The organism is Halomonas sp. Y3, from assembly GCF_024137965.1.
In the GTDB taxonomy this organism is placed as follows: Bacteria; Pseudomonadota; Gammaproteobacteria; order Pseudomonadales; family Halomonadaceae; genus Halomonas; species Halomonas mongoliensis.
In genome coordinates this window covers 1,435,280-1,448,031 of the sequence record NZ_CP099975.1, presented here as the reverse complement: position 1 = coordinate 1,448,031, position 12,752 = coordinate 1,435,280, and the positions used below count along the sequence as shown (strand labels likewise).

Below are 12,752 nucleotides of genomic sequence, written 5' to 3'. Positions count from 1 at the left end.
AATACCTTTGAATTCTGAAAAATGTGAACTCGGCAAAAACCGGGTTAGCCGACCGAACCTTCCAGGGTCACGCTGAGCAGCGCCTCGGCCTCCACCGCGAACTCCATCGGCAGCTCCTGGAAGACGTCCTTGCAGAAGCCGTTGACGATCATGCTCACCGCGTCCTCCTCGGAGATCCCGCGGCTCTGGCAGTAGAAGAGCTGGTCCTCGCCGATCTTGGAGGTGGTGGCCTCATGCTCCACGGTGGCGGTGCTGTTGCCGATCTCCTGATAAGGGAAGGTGTGGGCGCCACACTGGTCGCCGATCAGCAGGGAGTCACACTGGGTAAAGTTGCGCGCCCCCTTGGCCCGCGGGCCGATCTTCACCAGGCCCCGGTAGGACTGGTTGCTGCGGCCGGCGGAGATCCCCTTGGAGATGATGCTGGAGCGGGTGCCCTCGCCGATATGGATCATCTTGGTGCCGGTGTCGGCCTGCTGGCGGCCGTTGGTCACGGCCACGGAGTAGAACTCGCCGATGCTCTCCTTGCCGCGCAGCACGCAGGAGGGGTACTTCCAGGTGATCGCGGAGCCGGTCTCGACCTGGGTCCAGCTGATCCGCGAACGGTCGCCGCGGCAGTCGCCGCGCTTGGTGACGAAGTTGTAGATGCCGCCCTTGCCGTCCTCGTCGCCCGGGTACCAGTTCTGCACCGTGGAGTACTTGATGTAGGCGTCGTCCAGGGCCACCAGCTCCACCACCGCAGCGTGCAGCTGGTTCTCGTCGCGCATCGGCGCGGTGCAGCCCTCCAGGTAGGAGACCTGGGCGCCCTCCTCGCAGATGATCAGGGTGCGCTCGAACTGGCCGGTGTTGGCGGCGTTGATGCGGAAGTAGGTGGAGAGCTCCATGGGGCAGGTGACGCCCTTGGGCACGAAGACGAAGGAGCCATCGGTGAAGACCGCGGAGTTGAGCGCGGCGAAGTAGTTGTCGGTCACCGGCACCACGCTGCCCAGGTACTGCTTGACCAGCTCGGGATAGTCCTTCACCGCCTCGGAGATGGAGCAGAAGATCACCCCCGCCTCGTAGAGCTTCTCCTTGAAGGTGGTGGTCACGGAGACGGAGTCGAACACCGCGTCCACCGCCACGCCGGCGAGCGCCGCCCGCTCGTGGAGGGGAATGCCGAGCTTCTCGTAGGTCTCGAGCAGCTTGGGGTCGACCTCATCGAGGCTCTGGGGGCGATCCTCGGGGCGCTTGGGGGCGCTGAAGTAGGAGATCGCCTGGTAGTCGATGGGCGGATAGTCGAGATGGGCCCAGGAGGGGGGCGTCATCTTCAGCCACTTGCGATAGGCCTCCAGGCGCCACTCCAGCATCCACTCGGGCTCGCCCTTCTTCTTCGAGATGAAGGCGATGGTCCCCTCGTCGAGGCCGGGCGGCAGCGTATCGCTCTCGATGTCGGTCACGAAGCCTTCCTTGTACTCGCGACGGACAAGCTGTTCCATTTCCTGACTTGCCATGATGTCTCCCCTCCCGGGCGGTTGGGCCGGCGAGCCGGGCTCGCCAGTGGTGATTCGTCGGGCGACTCAGGCCGGGCCGGCGGCCAGGGTCACACTCTGGATGGGCAGCTGCACGGGCAGCTTGATCGGCGCGGTGTCGGCCAGGTGGGCCAGGGTCACGCTATCGAGCAGGGTGCGTACGGCCAGGGACACGCGCTGCCAGTTGTCGGCTACCCCACAGGTCGCGGCGAGGTCGCAGTCGCCCTCGGCGTGACTGCACTCGGTCATGGCCACCGGACCCTCGATGGCGGTGATGATGTCGATGGCGGTGATCCGTGAGGCCGGCCGCGCCAGGGAGTAGCCACCCTGGGCGCCGCGGCGCGACTCCAGCAGCCCCGCCTTGACCAGCATCTTCAGGGTCTTGGCGACCGTGGGGTGCGGCAGCTGTACCGATTCGGCCAGCTCGGCCGCCGCCTGGGGCTGCTCCGGGTGACGGGCGATCTGCGCCATCACCACGGCGGCATAGTCAGTCAGCCGCGAAAGCTTGAGCATGCTGCCCTCCTCGGTAGTACCCGGACGCAGGAAGTCCGCGCCTCGATTGCGGACCATTTTAGTCCTGTATGGATTCGATGTGAAGCCCAGCGGGCGATTTCCGGCGTCAGGCGAGCAGGATGGCGGCACGTTCGCCGCCGATCTCATCAATAACGACAATCGTTCTCATTGAAGAGCGCTATCGCTCGGCCCCCTCCCGGCGTCTACGCCCTGCTGGCGGTTAGGCCTTCTTGACGCTTATGCTTTTTTGACGCTCACGCCTTCTTGACGCTTATGCTTTTTTAACAAACGCGGACTTCAGCTTCATGGGGCCGATGCCATCGACCTTGCAGTCGATATCGTGGTCGCCCTCGACCAGGCGGATATTCTTGACCTTGGTGCCCACCTTGACCACCAGGGAGGAGCCCTTGACCTTGAGGTCCTTGATCACGGTGACGGTGTCGCCATCGGCCAGGGGGTTGCCGTTGGCGTCGCGCACCTGGGGCGTGTCGTCCGCGGCGGTCTCGTTCGCTTCCCGGGACCACTCGTGGCCGCACTCCGGGCAGACGTACTGCAGGCCGTCGTCGTAGGTGAAGGAAGAGTCACAGGCGGGACAGTGGGGAAGATCGCTCATGGCGCGCTCCGACAAGGGCTGAAGGAAGCCGCCAAGCCTACACCGCCGCGCCCCGGGTCTCCAGCCGAGGGCATGACGCCCGAGGCCGAGGCTGGCAGGATAGGGGCGGATTCCGACACCACAGGAAAGCGTCATGGGCGAGGGCCTCACCACGGTATTCGGCGGCACCGGCTTTCTGGGCGGCGCCATCGTGCGCGAGCTGGTGGAGGCCGGCCGGCCGGTGCGCATCGCCGCCCGCCGCCCGCAGCTGCCCGACTGGCTGGAGCCGGGTGACAGCGTCGAGGCGCTGGCCTGCGACCTGCGCGACGAGCACCAGGTGGCCGCCGCCCTGGCGGGCAGCAGCGCCGCCATCAATGCGGTCAGCCTCTATGTGGAGCGGCCCCGAGCGGGGCTGACCTTCGAGGCGATCCACGTGGAGGGGGCCGCCTGCCTGGCGCGACTCGCCCGGGAGGCCGGCGTGGCGCGCTTCGTCCACGTCTCGGGCATCGGCGCCAGCACCGCTTCGCCCTCGGCCTATGTGCGCGCCCGGGGGGCCGGCGAGCACGCCGTGGTGGATGCCCTGCCAAAGGCGATCCTGCTGCGCCCGAGCGTGCTGTTCGGCCCCGACGACGCCTTCCTCGCCGCCCTGGTACGGCTGGCGCGCCTGCCCGTAGTGCCGCTGTTCGGTCGCGGCGAGACGCGCCTCCAGCCGGTCCACGTGGATGACGTGGCAAGAGCCGCGGTACGACTGAGCGGGTCACGCCCCCTGGAGCGCCGCCTGTTCGAGCTGGGCGGGCCGGAACGGCTGACCTATCGCCAGATCCTCGAACAGCTCCTCGCCCACCTGGAGTGCCGTCGTTCCCTGCTGCCGGTGCCCTTCTTCCTGTGGCGCCTGGCGGCCCTGCTGCTCAGCCCCCTTCCCTCCCCGCCTCTGACCCGGGACCAGGTGATCCTGATGCAGCAGGACACCCTGGTCGGCGAGGATGTCGGCACCTTCAGCGATCTGGGCATCGTGCCGCGCACCCTTCACGACAGCCTGCCGGCCTGCCTCGGCAGCGTGGCACGGCGCTGAAGCGAGGGCCTGGCCCGGGCGCCAGGTACTGCGCTGCCCCCTCTCCCGTGACAGAATGGGGCAACGCCGCCACTGGAGAGCCCCCGCATGCCCCTTGTCGCCGCCACCCTCTCCGTTGCCCTCTCGGCCGCCCCCTGGCTGCTGCTAGGGCTGACCATCGCCGGGCTGATCAAGGCGCTGCTCGACGAGACCCGGCTGACCCGCTGGATCGGCGGCCGCGGCCTCGGCAGCGTGGCGCGGGCAGCGGTCATCGGCGCCCCGCTGCCGCTCTGCTCCTGCGGTGCCATTCCCACCGCCCTGGCCCTGCATCGCGGGGGCGCGCCGCGGGGCCCGACCACCGCCTTTTTGATCGGCACACCGGGCATCGGCATCGACTCCATGGCGATCACCTATGCCCTGCTGGGTCCCTTCATGGCGCTGGCCCGTGGGCTTGGTGCCGTGCTCACGGCCATCGCCACCGGGCTGCTGGTGGAGCGCACCCGGGACACCACCCCGCCTCCCGCCCCTGCTACCTCGAGCTGCGGCTGCAGCAGCGGCTGCAGCGGGGAGGCCAAGAAGGCGGCATCCGCCTCGCTGCCACGGCGTCTCGCCGCGGGCCTGCGCTACGCCTTCAGCGACATTCTCGACGACATCAGCCGCTGGCTGCTGATCGGGCTGCTGGTGGCCGGCGCCCTGATCGCCCTGGTGCCCCCCGACACTCTCGCCACCCTGGGCAGCGGCCCCCTGGCCATGCTGCTGATGGCGCTGATCGGCATCCCCATGTACCTGTGCGCCACCGCCGCCACCCCGATCGCCGCCGGCCTGCTGCTGGCCGGTGTCTCGCCGGGCACGGTGCTGGTCTTCCTGATCGCCGCCCCCGTCACCAGCCTGGCGACCCTGGGCGTGTTCCGGCGCGAACTGGGCGGCCGTGCGCTGGCCGCCTACCTGGCGGGCATCGTGATCAGCGCCCTTCTGCTGGGGATGGGGGTGGATGCACTGCTGGGCGGCTGGCAGCTGGATGTGCTGCGCCAGGTCGACCAGGTGCAGGAGCTGCTGCCGGAGTGGCTCGAGGCGGTGGCGCTGGTCGTGCTGGTGGCACTGGCCATCAGGCCGCTGCGGCGCCAGCTGGCCGCCCGCCTCGCCCGGGGCTCGGCTACTTGACCTCGGCCTTGTCGGCGTCGATGTCGCTGGGCAGCGCAATGGTGCGGCTGAAGAAGCCGCTGGCGCAGATGCAGCACCGTTCACGCTACTGCCAGCGCCAGCCGTGGCGTTGCCACCAGGCTTGGGCCAGGGCGAGGTTCTTGGCGTTGTCGTGCGGATCGAGCACCGAGCCGAGCGCGACGTAGTCGCCGCCGGTGGCGGCCATCAGCGCCGGGTCCTGGGAGGCGAGCATCAGGGCATAGAGCACCAGCATCAGCTCGTACTCATCCGGGGTGTCTAGCCGCGAGGCCAGGGCGGGGATGGCGGGCTCACCGATCTGCCCGAGCCGCTCCGCGGCGATATACCAAGGGCGCGGGTGCTCCTCCCCGCCATAGCTGGTAACGAAGCGGCGGTCCGGCAGGCGGCTGATGTAGTAGTGGACCTCGTCCTCCACGCCATGAAACAGCGGCGGCAGCCAGTACTGCTCCTCCCTTCCGACCCCGGGCACCACCACCTCCGGGGGCGGCGTGACCTCAGGTTGCGGGGCGGGTGGCGCCGGCGGGGAGCCGGCACAGCCTCCCAGCAACAGCACACTCAGCCCGAGGGGCAATCTCACCGACACCCTTGACCACATGCCTGACTCTCCTTCTCGCTCGAGGCCCACCGATGGGCCAGGAGGCTCAGCATAGCCTGGCCCGGCCGGTCGCGGGAGTGGTAATCGAGGACGCCTCGGACAGACCGCAGCCGCCCGGAATGGTAAGCTCCGGGACGATGATCTCACCCTGCAACGAGAGAGAACGCGATGAGCGATACCCCCTGGACCGAGCCGATGCCCGAGCCGCAGTTCGCGCTGATGCGGCGCATCCTCGCCGCTCCGAGCCCCGTGGGCCTGGAGGCGGCCATGACCTATGGCGTGCTCAAGCCCCACTTCGAGAGCTTCGCCCCCGCGGAGTGGCAGCTGCACCAGTTCAAGGGCCATGCGGGCGTGGTGCTGGATACCCACCCGGGCCGCGACGACCTCTTCAAGGTGATGGTGATCGGCCACGCCGACAAGATCCGCATGCAGGTACGCTCCATCGGCGAGGACGGCAAGGTCTGGATCAACACCGACGCCTTCCTGCCCAACGTGCTGATCGGCCATGAGGTCACGCTGTTCAGCGAGGACCCCGAGGCGCCCGGCAGCTACCGGCGCATCGAGGGCGGTACCGTGGAAGCCCTGGGCGCCATCCACTTCTCCGACCCGGCCCAGCGCGACGGCAGCAAGGGCATCAAGAAGGAACAGATCTACCTGGACCTGCAGATCCACGGCGAGAACAAGAAGCAGCAGGTGGAGAACCTGGGCGTGCGCCCGGGCGACTCCATCCTCTTCAACCGCCCCATTCGCCACGGCTTCAGCCCGGACACCTTCTACGGCGCCTACCTGGACAACGGCCTGGGCTGCTTCGTCACCGCCGAGGTGGCGCGGCTGATCGCCGAGGCGGGCGGCACCGAGCAGGTCAGGGTGATGTTCGCCATCGCCAGCTACGAGGAGATCGGCCGCTTCGGCAGCCGGGTGCTGGCCGGCGAGCTCCGGCCCGACGCCATCATCGCCGTGGACGTGAACCATGACTACGTGGCGGCCCCGGGCATCGGCGACCGTCGCATGCAGCCGCTGGAGATGGGCAAGGGCTTCACCCTCTCGGTGGGCGCCATCGCCAGCGAGCAGCTCAACCGGATCATCGAGACCACCGCCCGGGAGCACAGCATCCCCATGCAGCGGGATATCGTCGGCGCCGATACCGGCACCGACGGCATGGCCGGCGTGCTGGCCGCCGTGGACTGCGTGGCCACCTCCATCGGCTTCCCGATCCGCAACATGCATACCATCTCGGAGACCGGCAACACCCGGGACGTGACGGCGGCGATCCACGCCATCACCCACAGCCTCCAGGCCCTGGACGCCCTGCCCGACCCCCACCGGGAGTTCCTGGACCACCACCCCCGCCTGGACGAGGCAGCCCCCCTTGCCCACCGGGGCGGGGACAAGCCTGATACCCACGGCGACTAGGCGCCGCGCCACGGGGCCCCGCGGGCACGACGTGCTGCGTCTACGGGGCCCCTCGTTTCGGGCATCACTCATGCCGGCGCGGAATGATGTCGCCGACGCATGGGGCTTGTCACAACAGAATCCGAATCTGCTCTCGCTTCGCCGACTGCCTGGCTATGATGGGTGCCACACACACCAAGCCAATGTGAGCGCCATGAAATCCTTCCTCGTCGACGTCTTCGCCCTCCACTCCCGCGGTCAGGAGATGCACCTCGGCGGCGGCCTCTTCCATGCTTCCAGCGCCAGTGAAGCCGAGGGCATGGCCAGTGAAGAGTTCTGGATCGAAGAGCTGACCGACCGCGGCTTCGAGATCGGCTTTCGCACCGATACCCCGGAGCGCGGCCAGCAGGTGATCTCCCTGGAGCGCCTGCGGGCCGCCAGCGGGACCAATCTCTACGCCTGACGGCGGCAGCGCCACTCGCCGGGCGGGTGGCCACAACAGCGCCAGCGGGGCACGAGAGACTCTCTCGTGCCCCGCTGGCGTTTCAGGATCGACAGGACGCCGGGGCGACTCAGCCGGCCAGCACCTCATCCAGCGCCTGGGCCAACACCGGCGCCATGGCGATGGCATTGCTGTCGTGGGCGATACAGTCGGTGCTCCACACCTCCCCCACCCCGGCAGCATGAATCACCGCCAGGGCATCTCCGGCAAAGAGGGCGTGGGTCAGCGCCAGGTCCACCGAAAGCGCCCCCGCCGCCAGCAGGGCCTCGGCGGCACGGGCCACGGTATGGCCGGAGCTCGCCACGTCATCCATCAGGACCACTCGCCGTCCAGCCACCTCGACATCGGGCAGCGCTATCTCCACGTCGCGATCGCCATGGCGCACCTTGCGACAGGTCGCATGGTCGAGCCCGGTCAGCTCGGCGGCCTGGGAGACCCACTGCAGCGCCTCCTCGTCGGGGCCCAGCAGCAGCGCCTCGGGGCGCTTTCCGGCGATCAGCTCGGCCAGCCGCGGCGCACCGGAGAGGGCGATGGCATGATCGAGGGGAATCGCCTGCTCCAGGCGCTCGATGCGGTGCAGGTGGGGGTCCACGGTGATCACCGCATCGAAGAGCTCGGCCAGGAAGCCGCCGATGATGGTCTGGCTGACGACCTCGCCGGGATGGAAGGCGATATCCTGGCGCATATAGGCCAGGTAGGGCGCCACCAGCACCAGGCGCGCCACGCCCAGGCGCCGGGCGTGCCGCGCCAGCAGCAGCAGCTCGACCAGCTTGTCGTTGGGGCGGTCCAGGCTGCGGTAGAGCACCAGGGTGGCGGGCACCGGCCGCTCGTCGCCAAGTGGCAGGGTCAGCTTGAGCTCGGCGTCGGGGAAGCGGTGGCGTTCCACCACCAGGGCCGGCAGCCGGCAGGCGTCGGCCAGGCGCCGCGCCGGCCCGGCCTCGTCGGAAAAATGAAGCAGGGCGGCATCCATGTCACATCTCCACGTTGAGATGGGTCAGCTCGTCGCGATGACCCAGGGTAAAGCCGCTGTCGCGCTCGCTGGACTGGTGGGCCAGGGCCAGCTCGTTGCGGAAGGCAGCATAGACCGTATAGAGCGGCTGCCCGGCCTTGACCTCGTCCCCGATGCGGGCGGCCAGGTCGATACCCGCACCGGCGGCCTTGGGCGCACCGGCCAGCCTGGCGATGCGCGCCAGCTTGAGGTTGTCGATACCGATCACCACACCATCTTCCGGCGCCACCACCTCGAAGGCGTGAGGCGCCAGGGGCGGGTTGTCCGGGTCGAAGGGCCTGGCCCCCTGGGCATCGATGATCGCCTGCATGCGCTCCAGGGCGCGCCCGGAGTCGAGGATGTCCCGAGCGATGCCGAAGCCGTCGCCGCCGCGCACGTCCGGGTCAAACTCCAGCATGCGCCCGGCCAGGCGCAGGGACTTCTGACGCAGGTCCATGGGCGCCTCCGGGTGGTTGGTGAGCACCCGCATCACATCCCGGGCCTCCAGCACCGGGCCGATGCCGCGGCCGATGGGCTGGCTGCCGTCGGTGATCACCACGTCCAGGGTCAGTCCCATGCGTGCGGCAACGAACTCGAACAGCTTGCGCAGGCGACGCGCCTCGGGCATGGAGCGCACCTTGGCATGGGGCCCCACCGGGATGTCCAGCAGCAGGTGGGTGGAGCCCGCGGCCACCTTCTTGGAGAGGATCGAGGCCACCATCTGGCCCGGGGAGTCGATGGAGAGCGGCCGCTCCACCGAAATCAGCACGTCGTCGGCCGGGGAGAGCTGGCTGGTACCGCCCCAGGCCAGGCAGCCACGATGGGTCCGCACGATCTTCTCGAGCTCATCGAAGGGCAGGTCGACGTTAGCCAGCATCTCCATGGTGTCGGAGGTGCCCGCCGGCGAAGTGATCGCCCGAGAGGAGGTCTTGGGACAGAGCAGGCCGTGGGCGGCCACGATCGGCACCACCAGCATGGAGGTGCGGTTGCCGGGGATGCCACCGATGCAGTGCTTGTCCACCACCGGATGCTCGTGCCAATCGAGGCGGCGCCCGACGCGGCACATGGCATCGCTGAGGTAATAGATCTCCTCGCGGTCCATCTCACCCAGGTCACAGGCCACCACGAAGGCGGTCAGTTCGATCTTGGAGTAGCGCAGCTCGGCGATGTCCTGAACGATCGCCCGGAAATCATCCCGGGTCAGCCGTTCGCCGTTGATCTTGCGGTGCAGCGCCGGAATCGAGGCCGGCGGCTCGGCCTGGGAGACGCTGACCGGTAGCCCCTCCTCGACGCCCAGGGACTCGAAGGCGTCCTCGGAGAGGCCGAGCTGCTGGCAGTCGACGATGGCGGGGTCATCCACCACGTTGAGACTGGCCAGGATGCGCTGACCGTTGGCGCGCACCTCCACCTTGGAGAGGGCCTGAAAGCCTTCGGCACGATAGAGGTCGCAGTCGCGATGCAGGTAGGCCACGTTCTCGCGGTAGGTATCGATGCCCACGCGCCTGAGCGAGAGCGGCGAGAGGGCGTCGTCCATGGTGGCCTGGGGGCGGGATCGAGTCATGGGGCTCTTCCGTGAAGCGAGGCGGCGGCGGGAGTGCCCGGAGCCGCGCACAAGAGGGATGGCGCCCATGGTATCAGCCGGTCACACAGGCGTCATGACGTCCCCTGCCGACCCAGGCCCCCTGACTGCCGACCAAGTGGCGATGCCAGACCGAGCCGTTCCGGTGTAGGCTGGGGCAGGCTCAAGCCGAAAACGAGGGAGCGACAATGCGATTGGCAATCATGGGCAGCGGCGGCGTTGGCGGCTACTTTGGCGCCCGCCTGGCCGAGGCCGGACACGATGTGACCTTCATCGCCCGCGGCGAGCACCTGGCCCAGATGCGCCGCCATGGCCTCAAGGTCTCGAGCATCGAGGGCGACCTCCACCTGCCCGAGGTCAAGGCCACCGATGAGCCCGCGGAGGTGGGCGCAGTGGATGCCGTGCTGGTGGCGGTCAAGTCCTGGCAGGTGGCCGAGGCGGCGCGGGCCATCCGTCCGATGATCGGCCCGGATACCTTCGTGGTGCCCCTGGAGAACGGCGTGGAGGCCGCTGATATCCTGGCCGGCCAGCTGGGCCAGGCCCATGTGCTGGATGGCCTCTGCGGCATCCTCGCCTGGCGGGAGGCTCCCGGCCATATCCGCCATGCCGGCGTATCGCCCTTCATACGCTTCGGCGAGCGCGATAACCGCCGCAGCAAGCGGGCGGAACGCCTCAAGGCGGCCTTCGACCAGGCCAGGGGCGTCACGGCGGAGATTCCCGACGATATCCAGGTGGCGGTGTGGAGCAAGTTCCTGTTCATCTGCGCCATGAGCGGCATCGGCAGCGTGACCCGCGCTCCCATCGGCGTGACCCGCTCCCTCCCCGAGACCCGGGCCATGATCGAGCAGATCCTGGCCGAGATCGAGGCGGTGGCCCGGGCCCGAAGCGTGGCGCTGCCGGCGGACGCCGTGAAGCGCGCCATGCGCTTCATCGATGCCCTGCCCGAGGCGAGCACCGCCTCCATGCAGCGCGACATCATGGCCGGCCTGCCCTCGGAGCTGGAGTCCCAGAACGGCGCCGTGGTGCGCCTGGGCCGCGAGGCCGCCGTGGCCACGCCGGTCAACGCCATGATCCACGCCGCCCTGCTGCCCCAGGAGCAGGCAGCGCGCCAACCCGGCTAGTGGCCGGGAGCTGGCCTCAGGGCAGCCGTCCCTCCCGGGCCAGGCGGCGCCTGACCCAGCCATCGTAGAGCCTGCGAAGGGCCGGCTTGAGCCCCGGGAGGCCGATCAGCCAGGCCAGGGGCCGCAGGCGGGGAACGCGGCGCATCAGAAGGATATAGGCATCGATGCCCTCCCTGATGCGCCCGTCCTCCTCTTCCACATGCAGCGAGAGCAGCGCCGCCCCGGGGTCGACGCCCTTCTCACGCAGCACCTTCTGATGTGCGGTCACGTCGCACCATTGCACCCCCTCCCCCAGCTCGCCGGCCCAGCGCTCGTAGCGGGCGCGATCACGCCGACAGCCGGGGCAGACAGCGTCGTAGTAGACCCGGAGAAGCGGCGGCCGGGGCACGCCGGCGTCACCCACGGCGGTAGGTGCCCACCAGGCGGTTCATCCCAAGCAGGTGAGGCTCGGCCTTCACCAGCAGGTCGTGAAGCTTGAGCCCCTCGGGCAGGTCGTCGGTGGGCTTGTCCAGCGCCAGCACCCAGAAGTAGTAGCGATGCACGCCGTGGCCTTCAGGCGGCATGGGACCGCCATAGCCCAGCTTGCCGAAGTCGTTCTTGCCTCGCGTACCGACCCGGGTCGCCTCCTCCAGGCTGGTGACGGAGGCCGGGATGTTGTAGAGCACCCAGTGCACGAAGCCATAGGTGCCGTTCTGCACCAGCGGGGCGTCCGGATCGTGGCAGATCACCGCAAACCCCTTGGTGCCCTCCGGGGCCTCCTGCCACACCAGCGCCGGCGAGATATCCTCGCCTTCACCGGTATGCCGGGCGGGGATACCGCTGCCGTCATCGAAGGCAGGGCTGGTCACACGCATGCTCGACAAGGCGAATGCCATCGTAGATCCTCCTGATTAATGCAAGAAAATGCCGATTCAGCGTGGGAAAAAGCCGAGGAGCTGTCAACATGAACAAGCGCTTGCTGATCGTCGCCCATGCCCCCTCTCCCAATACCCTGGCGCTGCGCGACGCCGCCGAACGCGGCGCACGACACCCGGAGGTCGCCGGCGTTGAGGTCACCATCAAGGCACCGCTCGATGCCGGCCCCGAGGATGTTCGCGACTGCGATGCCATCCTGCTGGGGACCACCGAGAACCTGGGCTACATGAGCGGAGCGCTCAAGGATTTCTTCGACCGCTGCTACTACCCGCTGCTGGAGGAGACACAGGGCCTTCCCTGCGCGCTCTATATCCGCGCCGGACAGGATGGCACCGGCACTCGCCGCGCCGTGGAGAGCATCGTGACAGGACTTCGCTGGAGGTGGGTGCAGGAGCCCCTCACCCTGAGGGGAGAGTGGCAGGAGGGCTTCGTCGAGCAGGTGGAGGAGCTGGGACTCTACCTGGCGGCCGGGCTCGAAGCGGGCATCCTGTAGCCGGTGGCAGCCAGGCAGAGCCAGGGGCGGTTCGCCTCAGTGGCATGAGCCGCAGCAGACGCCGGGGGCGCCGTGCTTGCCGTTCTTCTCCCCCTCGGTGCCGGCCGCCGCTTCGGCACTGGTCTCTGCGGCCGTTGCCGGCGCAGGCTCGAAGGTCTGAACGGCCTGACCCTCCTCCGCTGTGCTGTCTTCTGTCTTGTCTTTCTTGAGCAGGCTATTGAGCAGTCCCATGGGCGCTACCTCGCAGTGGCTATATAAAGAAGTAAAAAAAATGCATCTTATGGGTTGCCACAAAGGAGGTCAATGCCCACTGAAAGCGGCCCTCTC

15 protein-coding genes are annotated in these 12,752 nt (G+C 68.5%); 6 read left to right on the top strand and 9 right to left on the bottom strand.

Translation table 11 applies throughout. The features are described from left to right. Nucleotides 1-44 precede the first annotated feature (44 nt). The 3 genes from sufB to NHL60_RS06885 all read right to left on the bottom strand — a co-directional run bounded on the left by sufB (nt 45) and on the right by NHL60_RS06885 (nt 2,631). Entirely contained in the window at nt 45-1,487 is a 1,443-nt protein-coding gene (sufB, locus tag NHL60_RS06895) for a Fe-S cluster assembly protein SufB (protein WP_253450630.1), read from the bottom strand. Between the two features lie 66 nt (nt 1,488-1,553). Then, a complete protein-coding gene (locus tag NHL60_RS06890) occupies nt 1,554-2,018 on the bottom strand; it encodes an SUF system Fe-S cluster assembly regulator (RefSeq protein WP_253452056.1) in 465 nt (154 codons plus the stop codon). A 271-nt stretch (nt 2,019-2,289) separates the two neighbouring features. Then, the gene (locus NHL60_RS06885; protein ID WP_253450627.1) at nt 2,290-2,631 is read right to left on the bottom strand and encodes a zinc ribbon domain-containing protein YjdM; all 342 of its coding nucleotides are present in this window, start codon (nt 2,629-2,631) and stop codon (nt 2,290-2,292) included. A gap of 133 nt (nt 2,632-2,764) precedes the next feature. Here NHL60_RS06885 and NHL60_RS06880 point away from each other — a divergent pair, with 133 nt between their 5' ends. Together NHL60_RS06880 and NHL60_RS06875 are read left to right on the top strand one after the other, a co-directional pair. After that, on the top strand, nt 2,765-3,682 hold the full coding sequence (locus tag NHL60_RS06880; protein WP_253450624.1) for a complex I NDUFA9 subunit family protein: 918 nt from the start codon (nt 2,765-2,767) through the stop codon (nt 3,680-3,682). Between the two features lie 87 nt (nt 3,683-3,769). After that, complete coding sequence (locus NHL60_RS06875) at nt 3,770-4,822, top strand: SO_0444 family Cu/Zn efflux transporter (protein WP_253450621.1); 1,053 nt, start codon at nt 3,770-3,772, stop codon at nt 4,820-4,822. 85 nt (nt 4,823-4,907) lie between these two features. On the opposite strand, the gene NHL60_RS06870 is transcribed toward NHL60_RS06875, so the two are convergent. Further along, complete coding sequence (locus tag NHL60_RS06870; protein WP_253450618.1) at nt 4,908-5,435, bottom strand: hypothetical protein; 528 nt, start codon at nt 5,433-5,435, stop codon at nt 4,908-4,910. Nucleotides 5,436-5,603: 168 nt separating this feature from the next. On the opposite strand from NHL60_RS06870, the gene NHL60_RS06865 reads away from it, so the two are divergent. Further along, complete coding sequence (locus tag NHL60_RS06865) at nt 5,604-6,848, top strand: M20/M25/M40 family metallo-hydrolase (RefSeq protein WP_253450615.1); 1,245 nt, start codon at nt 5,604-5,606, stop codon at nt 6,846-6,848. A gap of 193 nt (nt 6,849-7,041) precedes the next feature. Beyond that, entirely contained in the window at nt 7,042-7,290 is a 249-nt protein-coding gene (locus tag NHL60_RS06860) for a hypothetical protein (RefSeq protein WP_253450613.1), read from the top strand. 109 nt (nt 7,291-7,399) lie between these two features. Here NHL60_RS06860 and NHL60_RS06855 read toward each other — a convergent pair whose 3' ends face one another. Continuing rightward, entirely contained in the window at nt 7,400-8,299 is a 900-nt protein-coding gene (locus NHL60_RS06855) for a ribose-phosphate diphosphokinase (protein WP_253450611.1), read from the bottom strand. 1 nt (nt 8,300) lies between these two features. Continuing rightward, on the bottom strand, nt 8,301-9,878 hold the full coding sequence (locus tag NHL60_RS06850) for a thymidine phosphorylase family protein (RefSeq protein ID WP_253450609.1): 1,578 nt from the start codon (nt 9,876-9,878) through the stop codon (nt 8,301-8,303). Between the two features lie 206 nt (nt 9,879-10,084). Here NHL60_RS06850 and NHL60_RS06845 point away from each other — a divergent pair, with 206 nt between their 5' ends. Then, a complete protein-coding gene (locus tag NHL60_RS06845) occupies nt 10,085-11,017 on the top strand; it encodes a 2-dehydropantoate 2-reductase (protein ID WP_253450607.1) in 933 nt (310 codons plus the stop codon). A 16-nt stretch (nt 11,018-11,033) separates the two neighbouring features. On the opposite strand, the gene NHL60_RS06840 is transcribed toward NHL60_RS06845, so the two are convergent. Next, a complete protein-coding gene (locus NHL60_RS06840; protein ID WP_253450605.1) occupies nt 11,034-11,420 on the bottom strand; it encodes a thiol-disulfide oxidoreductase DCC family protein in 387 nt (128 codons plus the stop codon). Continuing rightward, nucleotides 11,413-11,892: a YbhB/YbcL family Raf kinase inhibitor-like protein gene (locus tag NHL60_RS06835; RefSeq protein WP_253450603.1), complete on the bottom strand. Its 480-nt coding sequence runs from the start codon at nt 11,890-11,892 to the stop codon at nt 11,413-11,415. Before NHL60_RS06835 ends, NHL60_RS06840 begins: the two co-directional genes overlap by 8 nt. 68 nt (nt 11,893-11,960) lie before the next feature. Between NHL60_RS06835 and NHL60_RS06830 the strand changes: the two genes are divergently transcribed. Further along, the gene (locus tag NHL60_RS06830) at nt 11,961-12,425 is read left to right on the top strand and encodes a flavodoxin family protein (protein WP_253450602.1); all 465 of its coding nucleotides are present in this window, start codon (nt 11,961-11,963) and stop codon (nt 12,423-12,425) included. A gap of 36 nt (nt 12,426-12,461) precedes the next feature. Here NHL60_RS06830 and NHL60_RS06825 read toward each other — a convergent pair whose 3' ends face one another. Then, nucleotides 12,462-12,656: a CCGSCS motif protein gene (locus tag NHL60_RS06825; protein ID WP_253450599.1), complete on the bottom strand. Its 195-nt coding sequence runs from the start codon at nt 12,654-12,656 to the stop codon at nt 12,462-12,464. Nucleotides 12,657-12,752 lie beyond the last annotated feature (96 nt).

Coding starts and splice junctions, on each gene's coding strand:
- sufB (WP_253450630.1), bottom strand. CDS start 1,487: ATGGCAAGTCAGGAAATGGAACAGCTTGTCCGTCGCGAGTACAAGGAA.
- NHL60_RS06890 (WP_253452056.1), bottom strand. CDS start 2,018: ATGCTCAAGCTTTCGCGGCTGACTGACTATGCCGCCGTGGTGATGGCG.
- NHL60_RS06885 (WP_253450627.1), bottom strand. CDS start 2,631: ATGAGCGATCTTCCCCACTGTCCCGCCTGTGACTCTTCCTTCACCTAC.
- NHL60_RS06880 (WP_253450624.1), top strand. CDS start 2,765: ATGGGCGAGGGCCTCACCACGGTATTCGGCGGCACCGGCTTTCTGGGC.
- NHL60_RS06875 (WP_253450621.1), top strand. CDS start 3,770: ATGCCCCTTGTCGCCGCCACCCTCTCCGTTGCCCTCTCGGCCGCCCCC.
- NHL60_RS06870 (WP_253450618.1), bottom strand. CDS start 5,435: ATGTGGTCAAGGGTGTCGGTGAGATTGCCCCTCGGGCTGAGTGTGCTG.
- NHL60_RS06865 (WP_253450615.1), top strand. CDS start 5,604: ATGAGCGATACCCCCTGGACCGAGCCGATGCCCGAGCCGCAGTTCGCG.
- NHL60_RS06860 (WP_253450613.1), top strand. CDS start 7,042: ATGAAATCCTTCCTCGTCGACGTCTTCGCCCTCCACTCCCGCGGTCAG.
- NHL60_RS06855 (WP_253450611.1), bottom strand. CDS start 8,299: ATGGATGCCGCCCTGCTTCATTTTTCCGACGAGGCCGGGCCGGCGCGG.
- NHL60_RS06850 (WP_253450609.1), bottom strand. CDS start 9,878: ATGACTCGATCCCGCCCCCAGGCCACCATGGACGACGCCCTCTCGCCG.
- NHL60_RS06845 (WP_253450607.1), top strand. CDS start 10,085: ATGCGATTGGCAATCATGGGCAGCGGCGGCGTTGGCGGCTACTTTGGC.
- NHL60_RS06835 (WP_253450603.1), bottom strand. CDS start 11,892: ATGGCATTCGCCTTGTCGAGCATGCGTGTGACCAGCCCTGCCTTCGAT.
- NHL60_RS06830 (WP_253450602.1), top strand. CDS start 11,961: ATGAACAAGCGCTTGCTGATCGTCGCCCATGCCCCCTCTCCCAATACC.
- NHL60_RS06825 (WP_253450599.1), bottom strand. CDS start 12,656: ATGGGACTGCTCAATAGCCTGCTCAAGAAAGACAAGACAGAAGACAGC.